Below are 14,217 nucleotides of genomic sequence, written 5' to 3'. Positions count from 1 at the left end.
GCTGATTTTCAAATTCTTATTGGCCGCCGACCGGCAGCCTGTCCGCTTCGCCGGGCACCACGGCCATCGAGATCGATGAAGGCAGATCGCGCGAATAGAAGACCGAATGCGTCTGCGCGCGATAGTCGCCGGGTTTGGCTTTCAGGATATTGGGCACGAAGGTCTGCGGGTTGCGGTCGATCAGCGGGAACCAGCTGCTCTGTACTTGCACCCCGATGCGGTGCCCTTTGCGAAACACATGCGACGCGGAATGGAGGTCGATCTTGTATTCCAGCGCCTTGCCCGGCTTGATCGCTGCTGGCTTTTCATAGCTGGTACGAAAGCGGCCGCGGAACACGTCGTTCGCGATCATCCGCTGACGCCCGCGTAAACCCTCAGGCGTCGCCGCGTCGGACGGGTAGATATCGACCAGCTTGACCACCCAATCGGCATCGGTGCCCGTTGTGCTGGCAAACAGGCGCGCCGCGATATCGCCGGCGACGGTCATATCCTCGGCCAGCGGCTCGGTCTGCCAGAACAAGACGTCCTTGCGCTTCGCAAAGGGGGCTTGGTCGTCCGCTAACCACGTCGACCACTCCGATCCCGGTCGCATGAACGGCTTCAATATCGCCCGGTCGCGATAGGGGACCGGGTTCGCCGGATCCGAAACGAAACTGCTGGCGCCCTTGCGCGACTTCGGCGCGTCGAAGGAAAGCTTGCCGTCGGGATGCAGATAGAGGTTGCGCCGCTTGCCTTCGACGGCGGGCCAGCGCGAAAGGCGCTGCCACTTGTTGCTGCCCGACTGGAAGACCAGCGCCTCGGGCTGATCGAGCTTGCCGACGCCCTTTAGCCAATAGCGGAACCATGGAAGCTCGACGGTGCTGCGGAACCATTGCCCCGTCTTGCCGCCCAGTTCGAACGGGCCATATTTTCTGCCCTCGCCGCGCCAGCCCCCGTGGTTCCACGGCCCGACGACCAGATAGTTCAGGCCGCGATCGTCGCCCTTCTCCTGATTGGCATAGATCGTCATGGGGCCATAGAAATCTTCCTGGTCCCACCAGCCGGCAACGATCAGATTGGGAACCGCGACCCTGGCCGGCATCATGTGCGACGTGCGGCTGTCGCGCCAGAAGCTGTCGTAATTTGGGTGCGAAACGAAGTTTTGCCAGCTTGGCATCGAACGGCCGAGCAGCCGCTGGTCCATATTCGCGAGGTCGGACTGTTTCAGATACCAGTCATAGGCATCGTCGGTGCCGAAATCGAACGCGTTCATCGTCCGGCCGTCGGTCTCGAGCGCCGACACCCAAGACCAGGCATAGTCGAGCCGGAAGGCGCCATTGTGCAAGAAGTCGTCGCCGATGAACATGTCTTCGGGCGACGCCTGCGAGGTCACCGCCTTCAATGCAGGATGCGGATTCACCGTCGCCACCGCGGCGGTCCAGCCGCCGTAGGACACGCCGAACACCCCGACCTTGCCATTGTTGCCGGGCAGGTTTTTTACCAGCCAGTCGATGCTGTCATATGTGTCGGTCGCCTCGTCGATGCCGTCGGCGGTCTTCTTGAGCGGCCGCAGGTTCACGAACTCGCCTTCGGAACCGAAGCGGCCGCGGATGTCCTGAAAGACAAAGATGAACTTGTCCTCGGCGAGCTCGCCATAGCCCCCCGACTTGCTGAGGCCGGTGTCGATGCGGGCCTTGGTGAAACCATAGGGCGACCGCGTCATAAGGATGGGGAGTTCGCCGACATGGCCTTTCGGACGCCATATCTGCGCGTGCAGACGAACGCCGTCGCGCATCGGAATCATCACATCCTGCGCTTCATAGCCCGAAAGGCTTTGGGCGGCTGCAACCGGCGGACTAGCCGCCGGTTGCACCATCGCCGCGCCGCCGGCAACAACGCCGAACAGCAGCGCAAGACCGTAGCGGATCGAACCTCTCATAGCCGCGACGTTCCGGATCCTAGAAATCGACCCGCGCGCCGACGGTGAAGTAGCGGCCGACGACGTCGTACAGCGTGCTGTTCACGGTGATCAGCGGCGGATCGCGGTCGAACACATTGTTGACGTTGCCGAACAGCGTGAAGCGATCCTCGATCTTGAACCGCGCGCCAAGGTCGACATAGGTTCGCGAAGCAATCTTGTTATTGATCAGCGTCGTGCGCGTCCGATCGTAATTGCCGCCATCGATATAGCGCGCGCGAATGTCGAACCCGACATTGCTATCCTCATAAGTCGCGCTGAGCGTTCCGCGCCATTTCGGCGTCGCGCGCTGCACCGAATCTCCGACGTCGCCCGCCGTCTCGACCCGGGTAACGCCGGTATCGAACACCAGCTTGTCGACATAGGTCGCGAGCGCGCGAAGCCGGATGCTGCCGCCAGTGGCAAGCCGGGTGACATAGGAGGCCTCCATGTCGAGCCCGCTCGTCTCGAAGCTCGCAATATTCTGTTGGGTGGCGGCGACTTGGGTGACGGTCCCCGTCGCATCGCGCGTAACAGCATCGCAGGCCGAAGTGACCCCGCGCGAACAGAGCAAAGTGAGGTTCGATCCGTTAAGCGCCGTAACCGCACCGTCGATCTTGATCTTGTAATAGTCAACCGAAGCACTGAAGCCGCGCAGGAAGGACGGCGAGAATGTCGCGCCGATCGACGTCGTGTAACTCACTTCGGGCACCAGATTGGGGTTGCCGCCGGTGAACGTCGTCACGGTCGAGGGTTGCGGGTTATAGGCGGGGTTCGCCGCCGCACGCCCGGCCCGGTCCTGATCGTTGAGCGGTCCGATGTTGATCGAACGAAGCGCGAACAACTCGCCGATGCCCGGCGAACGAATGTCGCGCGAGCGTGTCACCCGCAGGAGCAGGTCGTTGAACAAACGCGCAGTACCGCCGGCTTTCCACGTCCAGATGCCGCCGCTGGTGCTGTAGTCGGAATAGCGCGCGGCACCGCTCAGATCGATCTCCACCGCATTTTCGAGCTTGAGCAGCGGGAACAGCACTTCGCCGAAGGCTTCCTTGACGTTGAACCCGCCCGAAGTCGGCGCCGAAAAGACGAGGATGCCGAAGTTGCTGGCGTTCGCGACCGTGAAGTCGTCGCGCGACGACACCTGTTCTTCCCAACGCGCCTCGGCGCCGACCGCCAAGGTTACCGGGCCCGCCCACAGCGAGAAAAGATCGCCCTGAATTTCGGCGCCCACCGAATCGAGCTTCGAGGTGCTGAACGCCCGCTGCGCTCCCGTGACATAGGCGCGCGCTTCGGGCGACGCATTCAGGGGGCCGAAGGGATTGAGCGGCCGGCACGCGGGATCGTCGTTGGCCGGGTTGGCGTCGACATTGATCGCGCAGACGATTTGCCCCCCGCTCGATACCGCATTGATTGCATTGTTGAACTGCCGCACGAGGCGCGAGTTGCCCATCGTCTGGTCGCTCTCGACCTCGCCGTGGCTGTACCAGGCCTTGTAGCGGAAGCCGTTGCCGAACGTGCCGTCGACGCCGATCGCGCCTTCCTTGCTCACCCGCTCGCCGCGGAACTGCAGTTGCAGGATGTCGTTGAAATAGCGGCCGAAGGTAAAGCTTGTCTCGCCTGCGGCAGCAAGCCGGTCGCGAACAGCCGTCGACAGATAGGGGTTGTTTGCCTGGATCGTGAGATATGGCAGGCCCAGCGCCCCGCCGACGGTGTAGTCGCCAAAGAAGGGCGCATTCGACAGCGAGCGCGCATAGCTGCCGTCGACCCAGAAGGTCGCGTCACCCACTTCGAAGCTCAGCCGGGCATAGGTGCTCAGCCGCTCGAAGGGCGACGAAACGGGAATGGTATCATAGAGATTGATGCCGTCCGCACCGCCGACCATCCGCAGCGGGAAAGCGCCCGCACCGACGGCCGTGCCGCGATCGAAAGGCCGCAGCGTGCCGTCAGCGTTGAAGGTCTGCCCGGCAAGCACGCCGCTGGTGATGAGACCGCCCAAGGTGACGTTGCCGAAATTCACGTCGCGGACCAGTTCCGACCCGGTGCCCGAGGGAATGAAATCGGGGCTGTTGAGCTGCGGCCGCGTGCTCCGCTGGATCACGCCCTCATCTTTGACATATTCGCCGCCGATGATGAAATGGCCGCGCCCGTCGGCGAACCCCGTCCCGAATTTCGCGTCGAAGCCATAGCGGAATCCGTCGCCGCGCGACGAAGTGCCGAAATTGCCGCCAACCGACAGACCGTCATAATCCTTGTCGAGCAGGATGTTGACGACGCCCGCGACCGCGCCCGAACCCCAGGCGGCCGAGGCGCCGCCCGTCACAACCTCGACGCGCTCGACCAGGTTCGTCGGGATGAAATTCAGATTGCCCTCACCAACGAAGCGGCGGCCGTCGAGCAGCACGAGCGTACGGTTCGAACCGAGGCCGCGCATGTCGACCGGCGCGGTGCCGGTCGAGGTGTTGCCGTTCGACACCGTCGGTGTCGTCGTGGGGCGGATTTGCGGAAGGTCGTTCAGCACCTGCTGGATGTTCGGGCGCGCGCCGAGGCGCAATTCATCCTCGCCGATCACCGTGGTGGGGGTTGGCTGATCGAAACCGGCGCGCGCGATGCGCGATCCCGTGACGAGAATCTCCTCGTCAGCCGTGGCCTCCGTATCGGCGACAGTCTGTGCCGCAGCGGGCACGGCGAGCAATAAGCCCGCAGCCAACGCCGCAATGCTGCTGCCGCGCGCGATCCGGTAACCGAGCTTCTCACTATCCTTACGCATCTTTTCCGCCCCTTTTTGCTGGGCCGCTCGATGGCGGCTTTTCCGTGTCCCGTCCGAGGAAGCTGCCATAATGTCCTATTCAGGACAATATATTTCTTTTATGAGAAATTAAGCCCATAATTGACAAGGGGTTTGGGTTGAGGTCTCTAAGCCTCCGGGGTCGAATCGGGCCCAAAACATGGGATGACGGAGTTGCCGATGTTGCGCTTTTGCTCGCCGCTTGCTTTGGTTCTTGCCGCCGTCGCGGCGCAGCCGTCCGCGGCACAGGACCTGTCGAAATATACGCCGGAAGCCTTGGACAGCGAAATCGCGACGCTCGCCGATTCCCGCATCGCGGTGATGGTGCCGATGCGTGACGGGGTTCGCCTGTCGACCAACATCTACACGCCAAAGAACGCCAAGGGCCGCCTGCCGGTGATCCTGTGGAAGACACCTTATAATGAGCACAAGTTGCGCGGATCGACCCAGCGCTATGCGATCGAGGCGGTGCGCCGCGGCTATGTCTTCATCGTCCAGAACGAGCGCGGCCGCTATTTCTCCGAAGGCAAATATGAGATCCTCGGCAAGCCACAGACCGACGGGTACGACACACTAAGTTGGATCGCAGGCCAAGGCTGGTCGAACGGCAAGGTTGGCACGCTCGGCTGTTCGTCCTCGGCCGAATGGCAGCTCGCGCTCGCCGGGCTGAACCATCCCGCGCATGCGGCGATGGTGCCGATGGCCGCGGGCGCCGGGATCGGCAAGGTCGGCCGCTTTCAGGAACAGGGCAATTGGTACACCGGCGGCGTGCCACGCAGCCTGTTTTTCGTCTGGCTCTATGGTGTCGACAATCCGGTCCGCGCCCAGCTTCCCGCCGACATCGACGAAGCCACCCGCGCCCGCGCGACGCTCAACAACGATCTCGCCGCGACCAAGCCCAAGGTCGACTGGAACAAGCATATCAAGCACCTGCCAGTCGATAGCTTGCTGTCGAGCCTCGGCGAGCCGCCGCAGACCTTCGACACGCTGATCGCGCGCTCGCCCGCCGACCCGGCCTGGCGCGAGGGCGGGCTGTATCACGACGACATGGGCTGGGGCGTGCCCGCGCTGTGGTTCAACAGCTGGTACGACGTCTCGATCGGCCCCAATCTCGAGCTGTTCAACCATGCCCGCGCGAGCAAGACCGACGCCGAAGCCGCCGCAAACCAATATGCGGTGATCGCACCCGTTACCCACTGCGGCTATTCGCGCCTCGGCAAGGATAGTGTCGTCGGCGAACGTTCGATGGGCGACACGAGCTTCGACGTCGATGGCGCCGTGTTCGGCTGGTTCGACCGCTGGCTGAAGGGCGACAAAAAGGCCTTCCCCGATTCGACGCCGCACGTCCGCTATTTCGCGATGGGCGCGAACCAGTGGCGGAGCAATGAAAGCTGGCCGCCCAAGGGCACCAAGCCGCTGCGGCTGTATCTCGACAGCGGCGGCGACGCGAACAGCCTCAACGGCGGCGGCCGCCTGGTCGCCGCAGCGCCCGGCACCGACACGCCCGACCGCTTCCGCTACGATCCGATGAACCCCGTCCCGACGGTGGGCGGCGGCGACTGCTGCAACGGCGGGATCGTGATCCCCGGCGCGTTCGACCAGCGCGGGGTCGAGATCCGCGACGATGTGCTCGTCTATTCGACCGAGCCGCTGACCGAGGCGATCGAGGTGAGCGGCTTCGTCGACGCGCTGCTCCACGTCTCGTCGAGCGCGCCCGATACCGATTTCGCGGTGAAGCTGGTCGACGTCGCACCCGACGGCACCGCGTGGATCATCGGCGATACGATCTTTCGCGCGCGCTATCGCGATGGCTTCGACAAGCCGGCGATGATGCGCCCGGGCGAGGTCTATCCGATCAAGCCGTCGCCGATCGCGACGAGCATCCGTTTCGGCGCCGGCCACCGCATCCGCATCGAGGTCACCTCGTCCAACTTCCCCAAATTCGTGCGCAACCTCAACACCGGCGGGCCGAACGAGCGCGAGAGCAAGGGCGTCGTCGCAACGAATGTCATCCATCATGCGCCGGGCCGCCTTTCCTATGTCGAGTTGCCGGTCGTGCGATGAATTCCGGGCATGTTCTTCGGCTTCGAAGGAAATGATTGACGATATCTAATTGGGACAATATCGTCCTGATTAGAAACTTCATGCCGATGAATGGGGGACGATGATGTTATTTTCTCGACGACAGGCCATTTGTGCCGCGGGCGCGGCGATCGCGGTTCCCCTCGCCGCCCCCTATGTCGCGCGGGCGCAGGTCCGGATCAGCCCGTTCACGAACCGCGCATATTCGAAGCGCGCGATCGAGCTGGTCCAGCGTGCGGTCGTGGTCGACATGCTCGCGCCGATCAAGATCGACTTCGACCCCAGCTATTACACCAAGGCGTTGAGCGAAAAGGAGACCGCGGACTTTCGCGCCAGCGGCATCAATGCCATCCACCATGCGGTCGGCATCGGCGGCCCGACGGCAAAGGAACAGGCGCTCAGCTTCTTTGCGATCTGGGGCAATTTCGTCGCGCGCAACAGCCATGTCTTCACCGGGGTCGACAAGTTCGCCGACATCCTGCGCGCCAAGAAGGACGGCAAGGTCGCGGTGATCATGGGGCTGCAGAATGCCGACCATTTCAATCGTCCTGCCGACGTCAAGACCTTCTACGAGATCGGCCAGCGCTGCGCGCAGCTCACCTATAATTCGCAGAACCGCATCGGATCGGGGTCGACCGACCGTGTCGATGGCGGCGTCAGCGATTTCGGCGTCGAGATCATCAAGGCGATGAACGAGGTCGGCATGCTCGTCGACGTCTCGCATTGCGGCGACCGTACCACCCTCGACGCGATCGAAATTTCGGCCAAGCCGATCGCGATCACGCACAGCAATTGCCGCGCGCTGATCGATCATCCGCGCGTCAAGACCGACGAGGCGATCAAGGCCTGCGCCGCCAAGGGCGGCGTTATGGGCATAACCGGGGTGCGCAATTTCGTGAGCAAGACCGATCCGACGACGATCGTGAATTATGCCGACCATATCGACCATGTCGTGAAGCTCGTCGGGATCGACCATGTCGGCGTCGGCACCGATTCCGACCTCTATGGCTATGACGACACGTCGCCCGAGATGAACAAGATGCTGCGCGGCGCCTATAAGGACAGCTACGCCTTCCGCGAAAAGATCGACATCGACGGGTTCGACCACCCGCTCAAGATGTTCGATCTGACCGAAGAGCTGCTGCGCCGCAAATATTCCGACGCGAACATCCTCGCCGTGCTCGGCGGCAATTTCCAGCGGCTGCTGACCGCAACCTGGGGCGGCTGATGAACGCACTGACCGATCGCCTCGCGGGCGCGCTCATACTGCCGCAGCCCTATGTGCTGTTCCTCGGCGACACGACGATCGCGGGTTTCGCAAAGACCGCCTTCGGGCTGAAGGATTGGGCGCCCGACAAATGCATCGGCGAACTGCGGCTGCCCGGCGCGACGGTTACCACCGGGCTGGAAGCACTCACCGCCGCCGAAGCGCATGCGCGCGGTGCGCGCGCGCTGGTGATCGGCGTCGCCAACCTCGGCGGCGTGATCCCCGCGAACTGGCGCGCATCGCTGGTCGAGGCGCTGGAGGCGGGGCTCGACCTGATCGCGGGCATGCATATGCGCCTCGCCGATATCCCCGAACTCGCCGAAGCGGCGCACCGGCTCGGCCGCCAGCTGATCGACGTGCGCGTGCCGCCGCCACAGATTCCGGTCGGCACCGGGCGAAAGCGCAGCGGCAAGCGGTTGCTGACCGTTGGAACCGACTGCGCGCTCGGCAAGAAATATACCGCGCTGGCGCTGGCCCGCGCGTTCGGGCAGCGCGGCATCGATAGCGATTTTCGCGCGAGCGGCCAGACCGGCATCATGATCGCGGGCGGCGGCATCGCAATGGACGCGGTCGTCTCCGACTTCGAGGCGGGGGCGGCCGAACTGCTCTCGCCTGATGCACCTGCGGGCCATTGGGACGTGATCGAGGGTCAGGGCGCGCTCACGCACCCCGCCTATGCCGCAGTGTCGCTCGGCCTGCTCCACGGTAGCCAGCCCGATGTCTTCGTCGTCTGCCACGAGCCCGGCCGCACCGAGATGCTCGGCACCGCAGGCTATACGCTGACCAGCGTCGAAGAGATCGTCGAGCTCACCCTGTTGCTCGGTCGGCGGACCAATCCCGCGATCCGCTGCGGCGGCTTTGCGTTTAACACCTCGGCGCTCGATGAAGCGGCGGCGACCGAGCTGATGGCGCGCGAGAGCGCGCGGCTCGGCTTGCCAGTCGCCGATCCGGTCCGCGGCGGCCCCGCGTTCGACGCGCTCGTCGACAGCTGCCTCGCATGAACCCCCTGATCTTCGGAGACCCTGCATGACCCGACTCCCGGCCCTGCGCCGCACCGCATTCGCCGCCGCGCTGCTCGGCTCGATCGCCCTGCCCTCTGCCACCCTCGCGCAGTCGGCCGCCGAAACCAGCTACAGCATCCCGCAGGACCGGATCAGCGGGCTCGCCGACTTCGTCGACGGCGTAATGGCGCAGCAGATCGCGACGCGCGAGGTCGCAGGCGCGGTGGTCACCGTGGTCTACCATGACAAGGTCCTGTTCTCGCGCGGCTACGGCTTTGCCGACATCGACAAGGGCATCGCGGTCGATGGGCAGCAGACCTTGTTCCGCCCGGGATCGGTGTCGAAGATGTTTACCTGGAGCGCGCTGCTGCAACAGGTCGAGGCGGGCCGCGTCGACCTCGACGCCGATGTGAACAAATATCTCGATTTCAAGATTCCCGAGTTTGAGGGCAAGCCGATCCGCGTTCGCGACCTGCTATCGCACACGCCGGGGATGAGCGATGTAGGCGGCCTGACCGCGCCGACGCCCGACAAGATCACCCCCTATGTGGAGTGGATGAAGACCCACATTCCGGTCCGCCATTGGGCGCCAGGGACCGAAACCTCCTATTCCAACTATGGCTCGGTGCTCGCGGGCTATATCGTCGAGCGGGTGTCGGGCGAAGCTTTCCCCGATTATGTCGAAAAGCACATCTTCGCGCCGCTCGGCATGAATTCGACCACCTTTCGCGAACCGCTGCCCGCGGCGCTCGCACCGCGCATGGCGTCGGGCTATCAGTTCAAGGACGGGCGGCTGGTCGCCGACCCGTTCGAGCTGTTCAGCCCGGTGATGCCCGCGGGATCGGGGACGAGCAGCGGCCCCGACATGGCACGCTTCATGATGGCGATGATGAACGGCGGCGCGCTCGGCAAGGCGCGCATCCTGAAACCATCGTCGGTCAAACTGCTGATGACCAATTCGGTCGCCAACGCCCCCGGCCTGCCCGGCATGGCGCACGGCTTTTTCGTCGTCCGCGAGAAGGGTCCGCGCATGGTCGGCCATGGCGGCAACACCGGCGATTTCCATTCGAACATGATCCTCGCACCCGAAGCCGGGCTCGGCTTCTTCGTCTCCGAGACCGGCGGCGAGGGCAGCTATGGCGGCCGGACCGAACTGACCGAGGCGCTGATCGGCCGGCTGTTCCCGGTCGCCCCCGCCCCGCGCGTCGCCGCGCCAGCGGGAGAGACGCTGCCGCTCGGCGCCTATCGCGTGAACCGCCGCGACTATACGCGCGCCGCCAATCCCGAGCGCGACCTGAAGATCGCCGCCGCGGGCCCGAACGCGGTCACCGTCACCAACGACGGGAAGACCACCTATTGGGAACGCGTCGGCCCGATGCGCTTCGAACAGGCCACCGGCGCCCGCGCCGGCGGCCCCTATGAGCAATTGCTGTTCCACGGCGCCGAAGGGCGTTGGCGCCTGTCTTTCACGTCACAACCGCATGTTCTCTATCATTTCGTCCAGCCCTGAGGAGAAGCCATCATGAAGCTGTTGATCGCCCTCGCACTCTCCTGCGCGCCCGTCGCTGCGCTCGCGCAGGCCGTCGCGGCGGATACGCCCGGCAAGCTCGCCAGCGGCGTGCAATATGTCCAGCCCAAGGACTGGACCGCATCGAAGCAGGGCCCCGCGCTCGTCTTCACCTCGCCCGAGGGTGACCTCCGCATCGTCGTCGCCGAGATCGGCACCGCCGCCGATGCCGCCGATGCCGCCGCCAAGGCGTGGGCGGTCGTCCGTCCGGGCGCGGTGCCGACGCAGCGCACCAGCACCGCCGCGCCCCCGGCCGACGGCTGGGACGAGCGGGTGAGCTTCGCCTATGAAACCCTGCCGACCGAGCGCGCCGCGCGTTCGGCAAGCGCGCTGCGCAAAGGCGGTGCGTGGACCGTGCTGATCGTCGACGGATCGGCGGGCACCGCCGCGAAGCGGTCGGCGGCAATGTCGGTGGTGTCGCAAGGTCTTCGCCCCGCCGGTTTCCAGAAGGAAAGCTTCGCCGGAAAGACCGCGCACGAGCTGACCCCCGAACGCATCAAGCTGCTCACCGACTTCGTCGAGGCGAGCCGGCAGGAACTCGAAGTCCCCGGCGTCGGCTTTGCGCTGATCGATGACGGCAAGATATTGTGGCAGGGCGGCTTCGGTGTCCGCGCACTCGGCTCGCCCGAAAAGGTCGACGAGCACACCAAATTCATGATCGCGTCGAACACCAAGGGAATGACCACCCTCCTCCTCTCGACGCTCGCCGACGAAGGCAAGCTGCGCTGGGACGAAAAGGTCGTCGACCTCTATCCCGAGTTTCGCCTCGGCAATGACGAGGTCACCAAGTCGGTGCTCGTCAAGCATCTGATCTGCGCCTGCACCGGCCTGCCGCGCAAGGATTTCGGCTTCATCCTCGCCGACAAGGGGCAGCCCGCCGCAGACACCTTCAAACAGCTTGCCGCGACCATGCCGACCAGCAAGTTCGGCGACCTGTTCCAGTATAACAACCAGCTCGCCTCGGCGGCGGGCTATGTCGGCGGACATATTCTCTATCCCAAGATGGAATTCGGCGCCGCCTATGACCGCGCGATGGAGGAAAAGGTCTTCAAGCCGCTCGGCATGAAGGACAGCACCTTCGATTATGCCGAGGGCATGGCGGGCAATTGGGCGGCGCCGCACGGCCTCGACATCGATGGTAAGGTGACCTTGATGTCGAATGACTTCAACTGGTCGCCCTACCCCTATCGCCCCGCGGGCGCGGCCTTCTCGACCACCGCCGACATGGTGCGCTATGTCCAGCTCGAACTCGGCAAGGGCATGCTCGACGGCAAGCGCGTGGTGAGCGAGACCAACTTGCTCGCGCGGCGCGAGAAGGGCGTACAGGTCGGGCCCGACAGCTGGTACGGCATGGGCCTGTTCCAGCGCGACGCCTCGGGCGTGCAGGTCGTCACCCATGGCGGCACGCTGCTCGGCTATCACAGCACCTGGTTTGCGCTTCCGGAATCGGGCGTCGGCATGGTGATCCTGACCAACAGCGATCCGGGCGCATCGATGCTCGCGCCGACACTCCGCCGCCTGCTCGAAATTCTCTACGACGGCCAGCCCGAGGCGGCGCGCGACATCACCGCGGCGGCGACGCGGATCAAGGCGCAGGCGACGGCCAAGCGCGAGCGGCTGACCTATCCGGGCGACCCCGCGGTGCTCGCCAATCTTGCCGGCCATTATCGCGATCCGTCGGTCGGACAGATCACGGTCAGCGAAAAGAACGGCCAGAAATGGATCAAGGCGGGCTTCGTCGAGGGACCGATCGCCACGCGCAAGAATGCCGACGGCAGCACCTCGATCATCTCGGTCGGCCCCGGCAATATCGGCGTCGATGCGCTCGTCGGCACGAAGGATGGCAAGCGTACGCTGAACATCAACGACGGCCAGCAGACGCAATATCTGTACGTCGAGGACTGACAATCAGGGAGATTTCCGCATGACCCGGCCGTTCGCGCTTGCCTTTGCCTCGTTGCTGCTGGTCGGCGCGGCCGCGCCGCCGCCCGCCGCCTATGACATCGTCATTCGCGGCGGCCGTGTGCTCGACGGCGCTGGCAATCCGTGGGTCAATGCCGATGTCGCGATCAAGGACGGCCGCATCGCGCGCGTCGGCGTGGTCGAGGCCAAGGGCAAGCAGGAAATCGACGCAAGCGGGCGCTATGTCTCGCCAGGCTTCATCGACATGCTCGACCAGTCGGGACGCGTGCTGCCGCGCGACGGATCGGCCGCGAACAAACTGCGCATGGGGGTCACGACGCTGATCGCCGGCGAAGGCGGCACCGCGGTGCCCGCGGGCGAACTGGCGGGCTATTTCAATACGCTCGAGACACAGGGCATCGCGGTCAATTTCGGCACCTATTATGGCGCGATCCAGGCGCGTGTGAAGGTGATGGGCGATGGCGCCGGCGCGCCGGACGAAACGCAGATGCGCGCGATGGAAGAGGAAGTGCGCACCGCGATGAAGGCGGGCGCGTTCGGCATTTCGTCGGCGCTCATCTATTCGCCGGCAAGCTTTCAGGCGACCGACGACCTTGCCCGGCTCGCCGCGATCCCGGGCAAGTGCGGCGGCTTCTACGCGACGCATATGCGCGACGAGAGCGACAAATTGCTCGCCGCGATCGACGAGGCGGTCGCGATCGGCGAACGCAGCGGCGCGAAGGTCGAGATTTTCCACATCAAGGCCGCCTATGCGCCGCTGTGGGGCAAGCTGATGCCGCAGGCGATCGCGCGGATCGAGGCGGCGCGGACGCGCGGTGTCGATATCGGCGCGAACATCTATCCCTATCGCGCCGGCGGCACCGGGCTCGACGTCACCGTGCCGACGCATGTCTTTGCGAAGGGCCGCGAGGCGGCGCATGAAGCGGTGCGGGACCCCGCTGTCCGCGCGCAGCTCAAAAAGGAACTAGCCGCGGGCCCGCAGCCCGACTGGTCGAACCTCGTCCATGCGTCGGGCGGCTGGAAGAATGTCGTGCTCGCGAACGGACAGGCCGAACAGTACAAGCGCTTCAACGGCCAGAATTTCGCCGACATCGGCAAGGCGCTGGGCAAGGATCCCGCCGACGCCGCATGGGACATCTGGCTCGCTGCGCTGCCCGCGCGCGCCTCGGCGCTCTATTTCATGATGGACGACAATGACATCGACCTCGCGATGAAACAGCCGTGGGTCAGCGTCGGGACCGACGCCTCGGCGGCGGACAGCACGGTAGATCCCGAGACGGCGGGGCGGCCGCATCCGCGCTCCTATGGCACCTTCCCGCGCATCATCGCCGAATATGTCCAGGCGCGCCCGGTGCTGACCCTGCCCGACGCGATCCGCAAGATGACCGGCTGGCCCGCACAGCGACTGGGCCTCGCCGACCGCGGGCTGCTACGCGAAGGCATGCGCGCCGACATCGTCGTGTTCGACCTCGCGGCGACCAAGGATCGCGCGACCTATGAAGCGCCCACCGCAGCACCCGAGGGCATCGGAGACGTGATCGTCAACGGCGTCGTCGCACTGACCAAGGGACAGCCCACCGGGTCCCGCAGCGGCGCCGTCCTGCGCCACACCTGCTCGACGATCTGACCCGCACGCACGGCAATTTGGCCAACGAC

At 64.9% G+C, this 14,217-nt stretch carries 8 protein-coding genes; 6 read left to right on the top strand and 2 right to left on the bottom strand.

What is annotated here, in order from left to right:
- Positions 1-16: 16 nt before the first annotated feature.
- Positions 17-1,918, bottom strand: coding sequence for a CocE/NonD family hydrolase (locus GGC65_RS18860; protein ID WP_225940905.1), 1,902 nt, complete (start codon positions 1,916-1,918; stop codon positions 17-19).
- A gap of 19 nt (positions 1,919-1,937) precedes the next feature.
- Positions 1,938-4,703 (bottom strand): TonB-dependent receptor plug domain-containing protein, encoded by a 2,766-nt coding sequence (locus GGC65_RS18855; protein ID WP_192648562.1) that lies wholly within the window; start codon positions 4,701-4,703, stop codon positions 1,938-1,940.
- 198 nt (positions 4,704-4,901) lie between these two features.
- Here GGC65_RS18855 and GGC65_RS18850 point away from each other — a divergent pair, with 198 nt between their 5' ends.
- The 6 genes from GGC65_RS18850 to GGC65_RS18825 all read left to right on the top strand — a co-directional run bounded on the left by GGC65_RS18850 (position 4,902) and on the right by GGC65_RS18825 (position 14,188).
- On the top strand, positions 4,902-6,785 hold the full coding sequence (locus GGC65_RS18850) for a CocE/NonD family hydrolase (RefSeq protein WP_225940904.1): 1,884 nt from the start codon (positions 4,902-4,904) through the stop codon (positions 6,783-6,785).
- Positions 6,786-6,885: 100 nt separating this feature from the next.
- Positions 6,886-8,031 carry a dipeptidase gene (locus GGC65_RS18845; RefSeq protein ID WP_225940903.1) on the top strand — a complete coding sequence of 382 codons (1,146 nt, stop codon included), beginning with the start codon at positions 6,886-6,888 and terminating at the stop codon, positions 8,029-8,031.
- Positions 8,031-9,071, top strand: a complete 1,041-nt coding sequence (locus GGC65_RS18840) for a DUF1611 domain-containing protein (protein ID WP_192648560.1) — start codon at positions 8,031-8,033, stop codon at positions 9,069-9,071. The genes GGC65_RS18845 and GGC65_RS18840 overlap by 1 nt, the downstream gene beginning before the upstream one ends.
- 25 nt (positions 9,072-9,096) lie before the next feature.
- Positions 9,097-10,581 (top strand): serine hydrolase domain-containing protein, encoded by a 1,485-nt coding sequence (locus GGC65_RS18835; protein WP_192648559.1) that lies wholly within the window; start codon positions 9,097-9,099, stop codon positions 10,579-10,581.
- Positions 10,582-10,593: 12 nt separating this feature from the next.
- A complete protein-coding gene (locus tag GGC65_RS18830) occupies positions 10,594-12,543 on the top strand; it encodes a serine hydrolase domain-containing protein (RefSeq protein ID WP_192648558.1) in 1,950 nt (649 codons plus the stop codon).
- A gap of 19 nt (positions 12,544-12,562) precedes the next feature.
- On the top strand, positions 12,563-14,188 hold the full coding sequence (locus tag GGC65_RS18825) for an N-acyl-D-amino-acid deacylase family protein (protein ID WP_192648557.1): 1,626 nt from the start codon (positions 12,563-12,565) through the stop codon (positions 14,186-14,188).
- Positions 14,189-14,217 lie beyond the last annotated feature (29 nt).

Origin of the sequence: Sphingopyxis sp. OAS728, assembly GCF_014873485.1 — a bacterium.
Taxonomy (GTDB): Bacteria; Pseudomonadota; Alphaproteobacteria; order Sphingomonadales; family Sphingomonadaceae; genus Sphingopyxis.
This window is presented reverse-complemented; position numbering and strand designations above follow the sequence as displayed.

What these genes read in the sequence shown, in the direction of transcription:
- GGC65_RS18850 (WP_225940904.1), top strand. Translation starts at nt 4,902, where the DNA reads ATGTTGCGCTTTTGCTCGCCGCTTGCTTTGGTTCTTGCCGCCGTCGCG.
- GGC65_RS18845 (WP_225940903.1), top strand. Translation starts at nt 6,886, where the DNA reads ATGATGTTATTTTCTCGACGACAGGCCATTTGTGCCGCGGGCGCGGCG.
- GGC65_RS18835 (WP_192648559.1), top strand. Translation starts at nt 9,097, where the DNA reads ATGACCCGACTCCCGGCCCTGCGCCGCACCGCATTCGCCGCCGCGCTG.
- GGC65_RS18860 (WP_225940905.1), bottom strand. Translation starts at nt 1,918, where the DNA reads ATGAGAGGTTCGATCCGCTACGGTCTTGCGCTGCTGTTCGGCGTTGTT.
- GGC65_RS18855 (WP_192648562.1), bottom strand. Translation starts at nt 4,703, where the DNA reads ATGCGTAAGGATAGTGAGAAGCTCGGTTACCGGATCGCGCGCGGCAGC.
- GGC65_RS18840 (WP_192648560.1), top strand. Translation starts at nt 8,031, where the DNA reads ATGAACGCACTGACCGATCGCCTCGCGGGCGCGCTCATACTGCCGCAG.
- GGC65_RS18830 (WP_192648558.1), top strand. Translation starts at nt 10,594, where the DNA reads ATGAAGCTGTTGATCGCCCTCGCACTCTCCTGCGCGCCCGTCGCTGCG.
- GGC65_RS18825 (WP_192648557.1), top strand. Translation starts at nt 12,563, where the DNA reads ATGACCCGGCCGTTCGCGCTTGCCTTTGCCTCGTTGCTGCTGGTCGGC.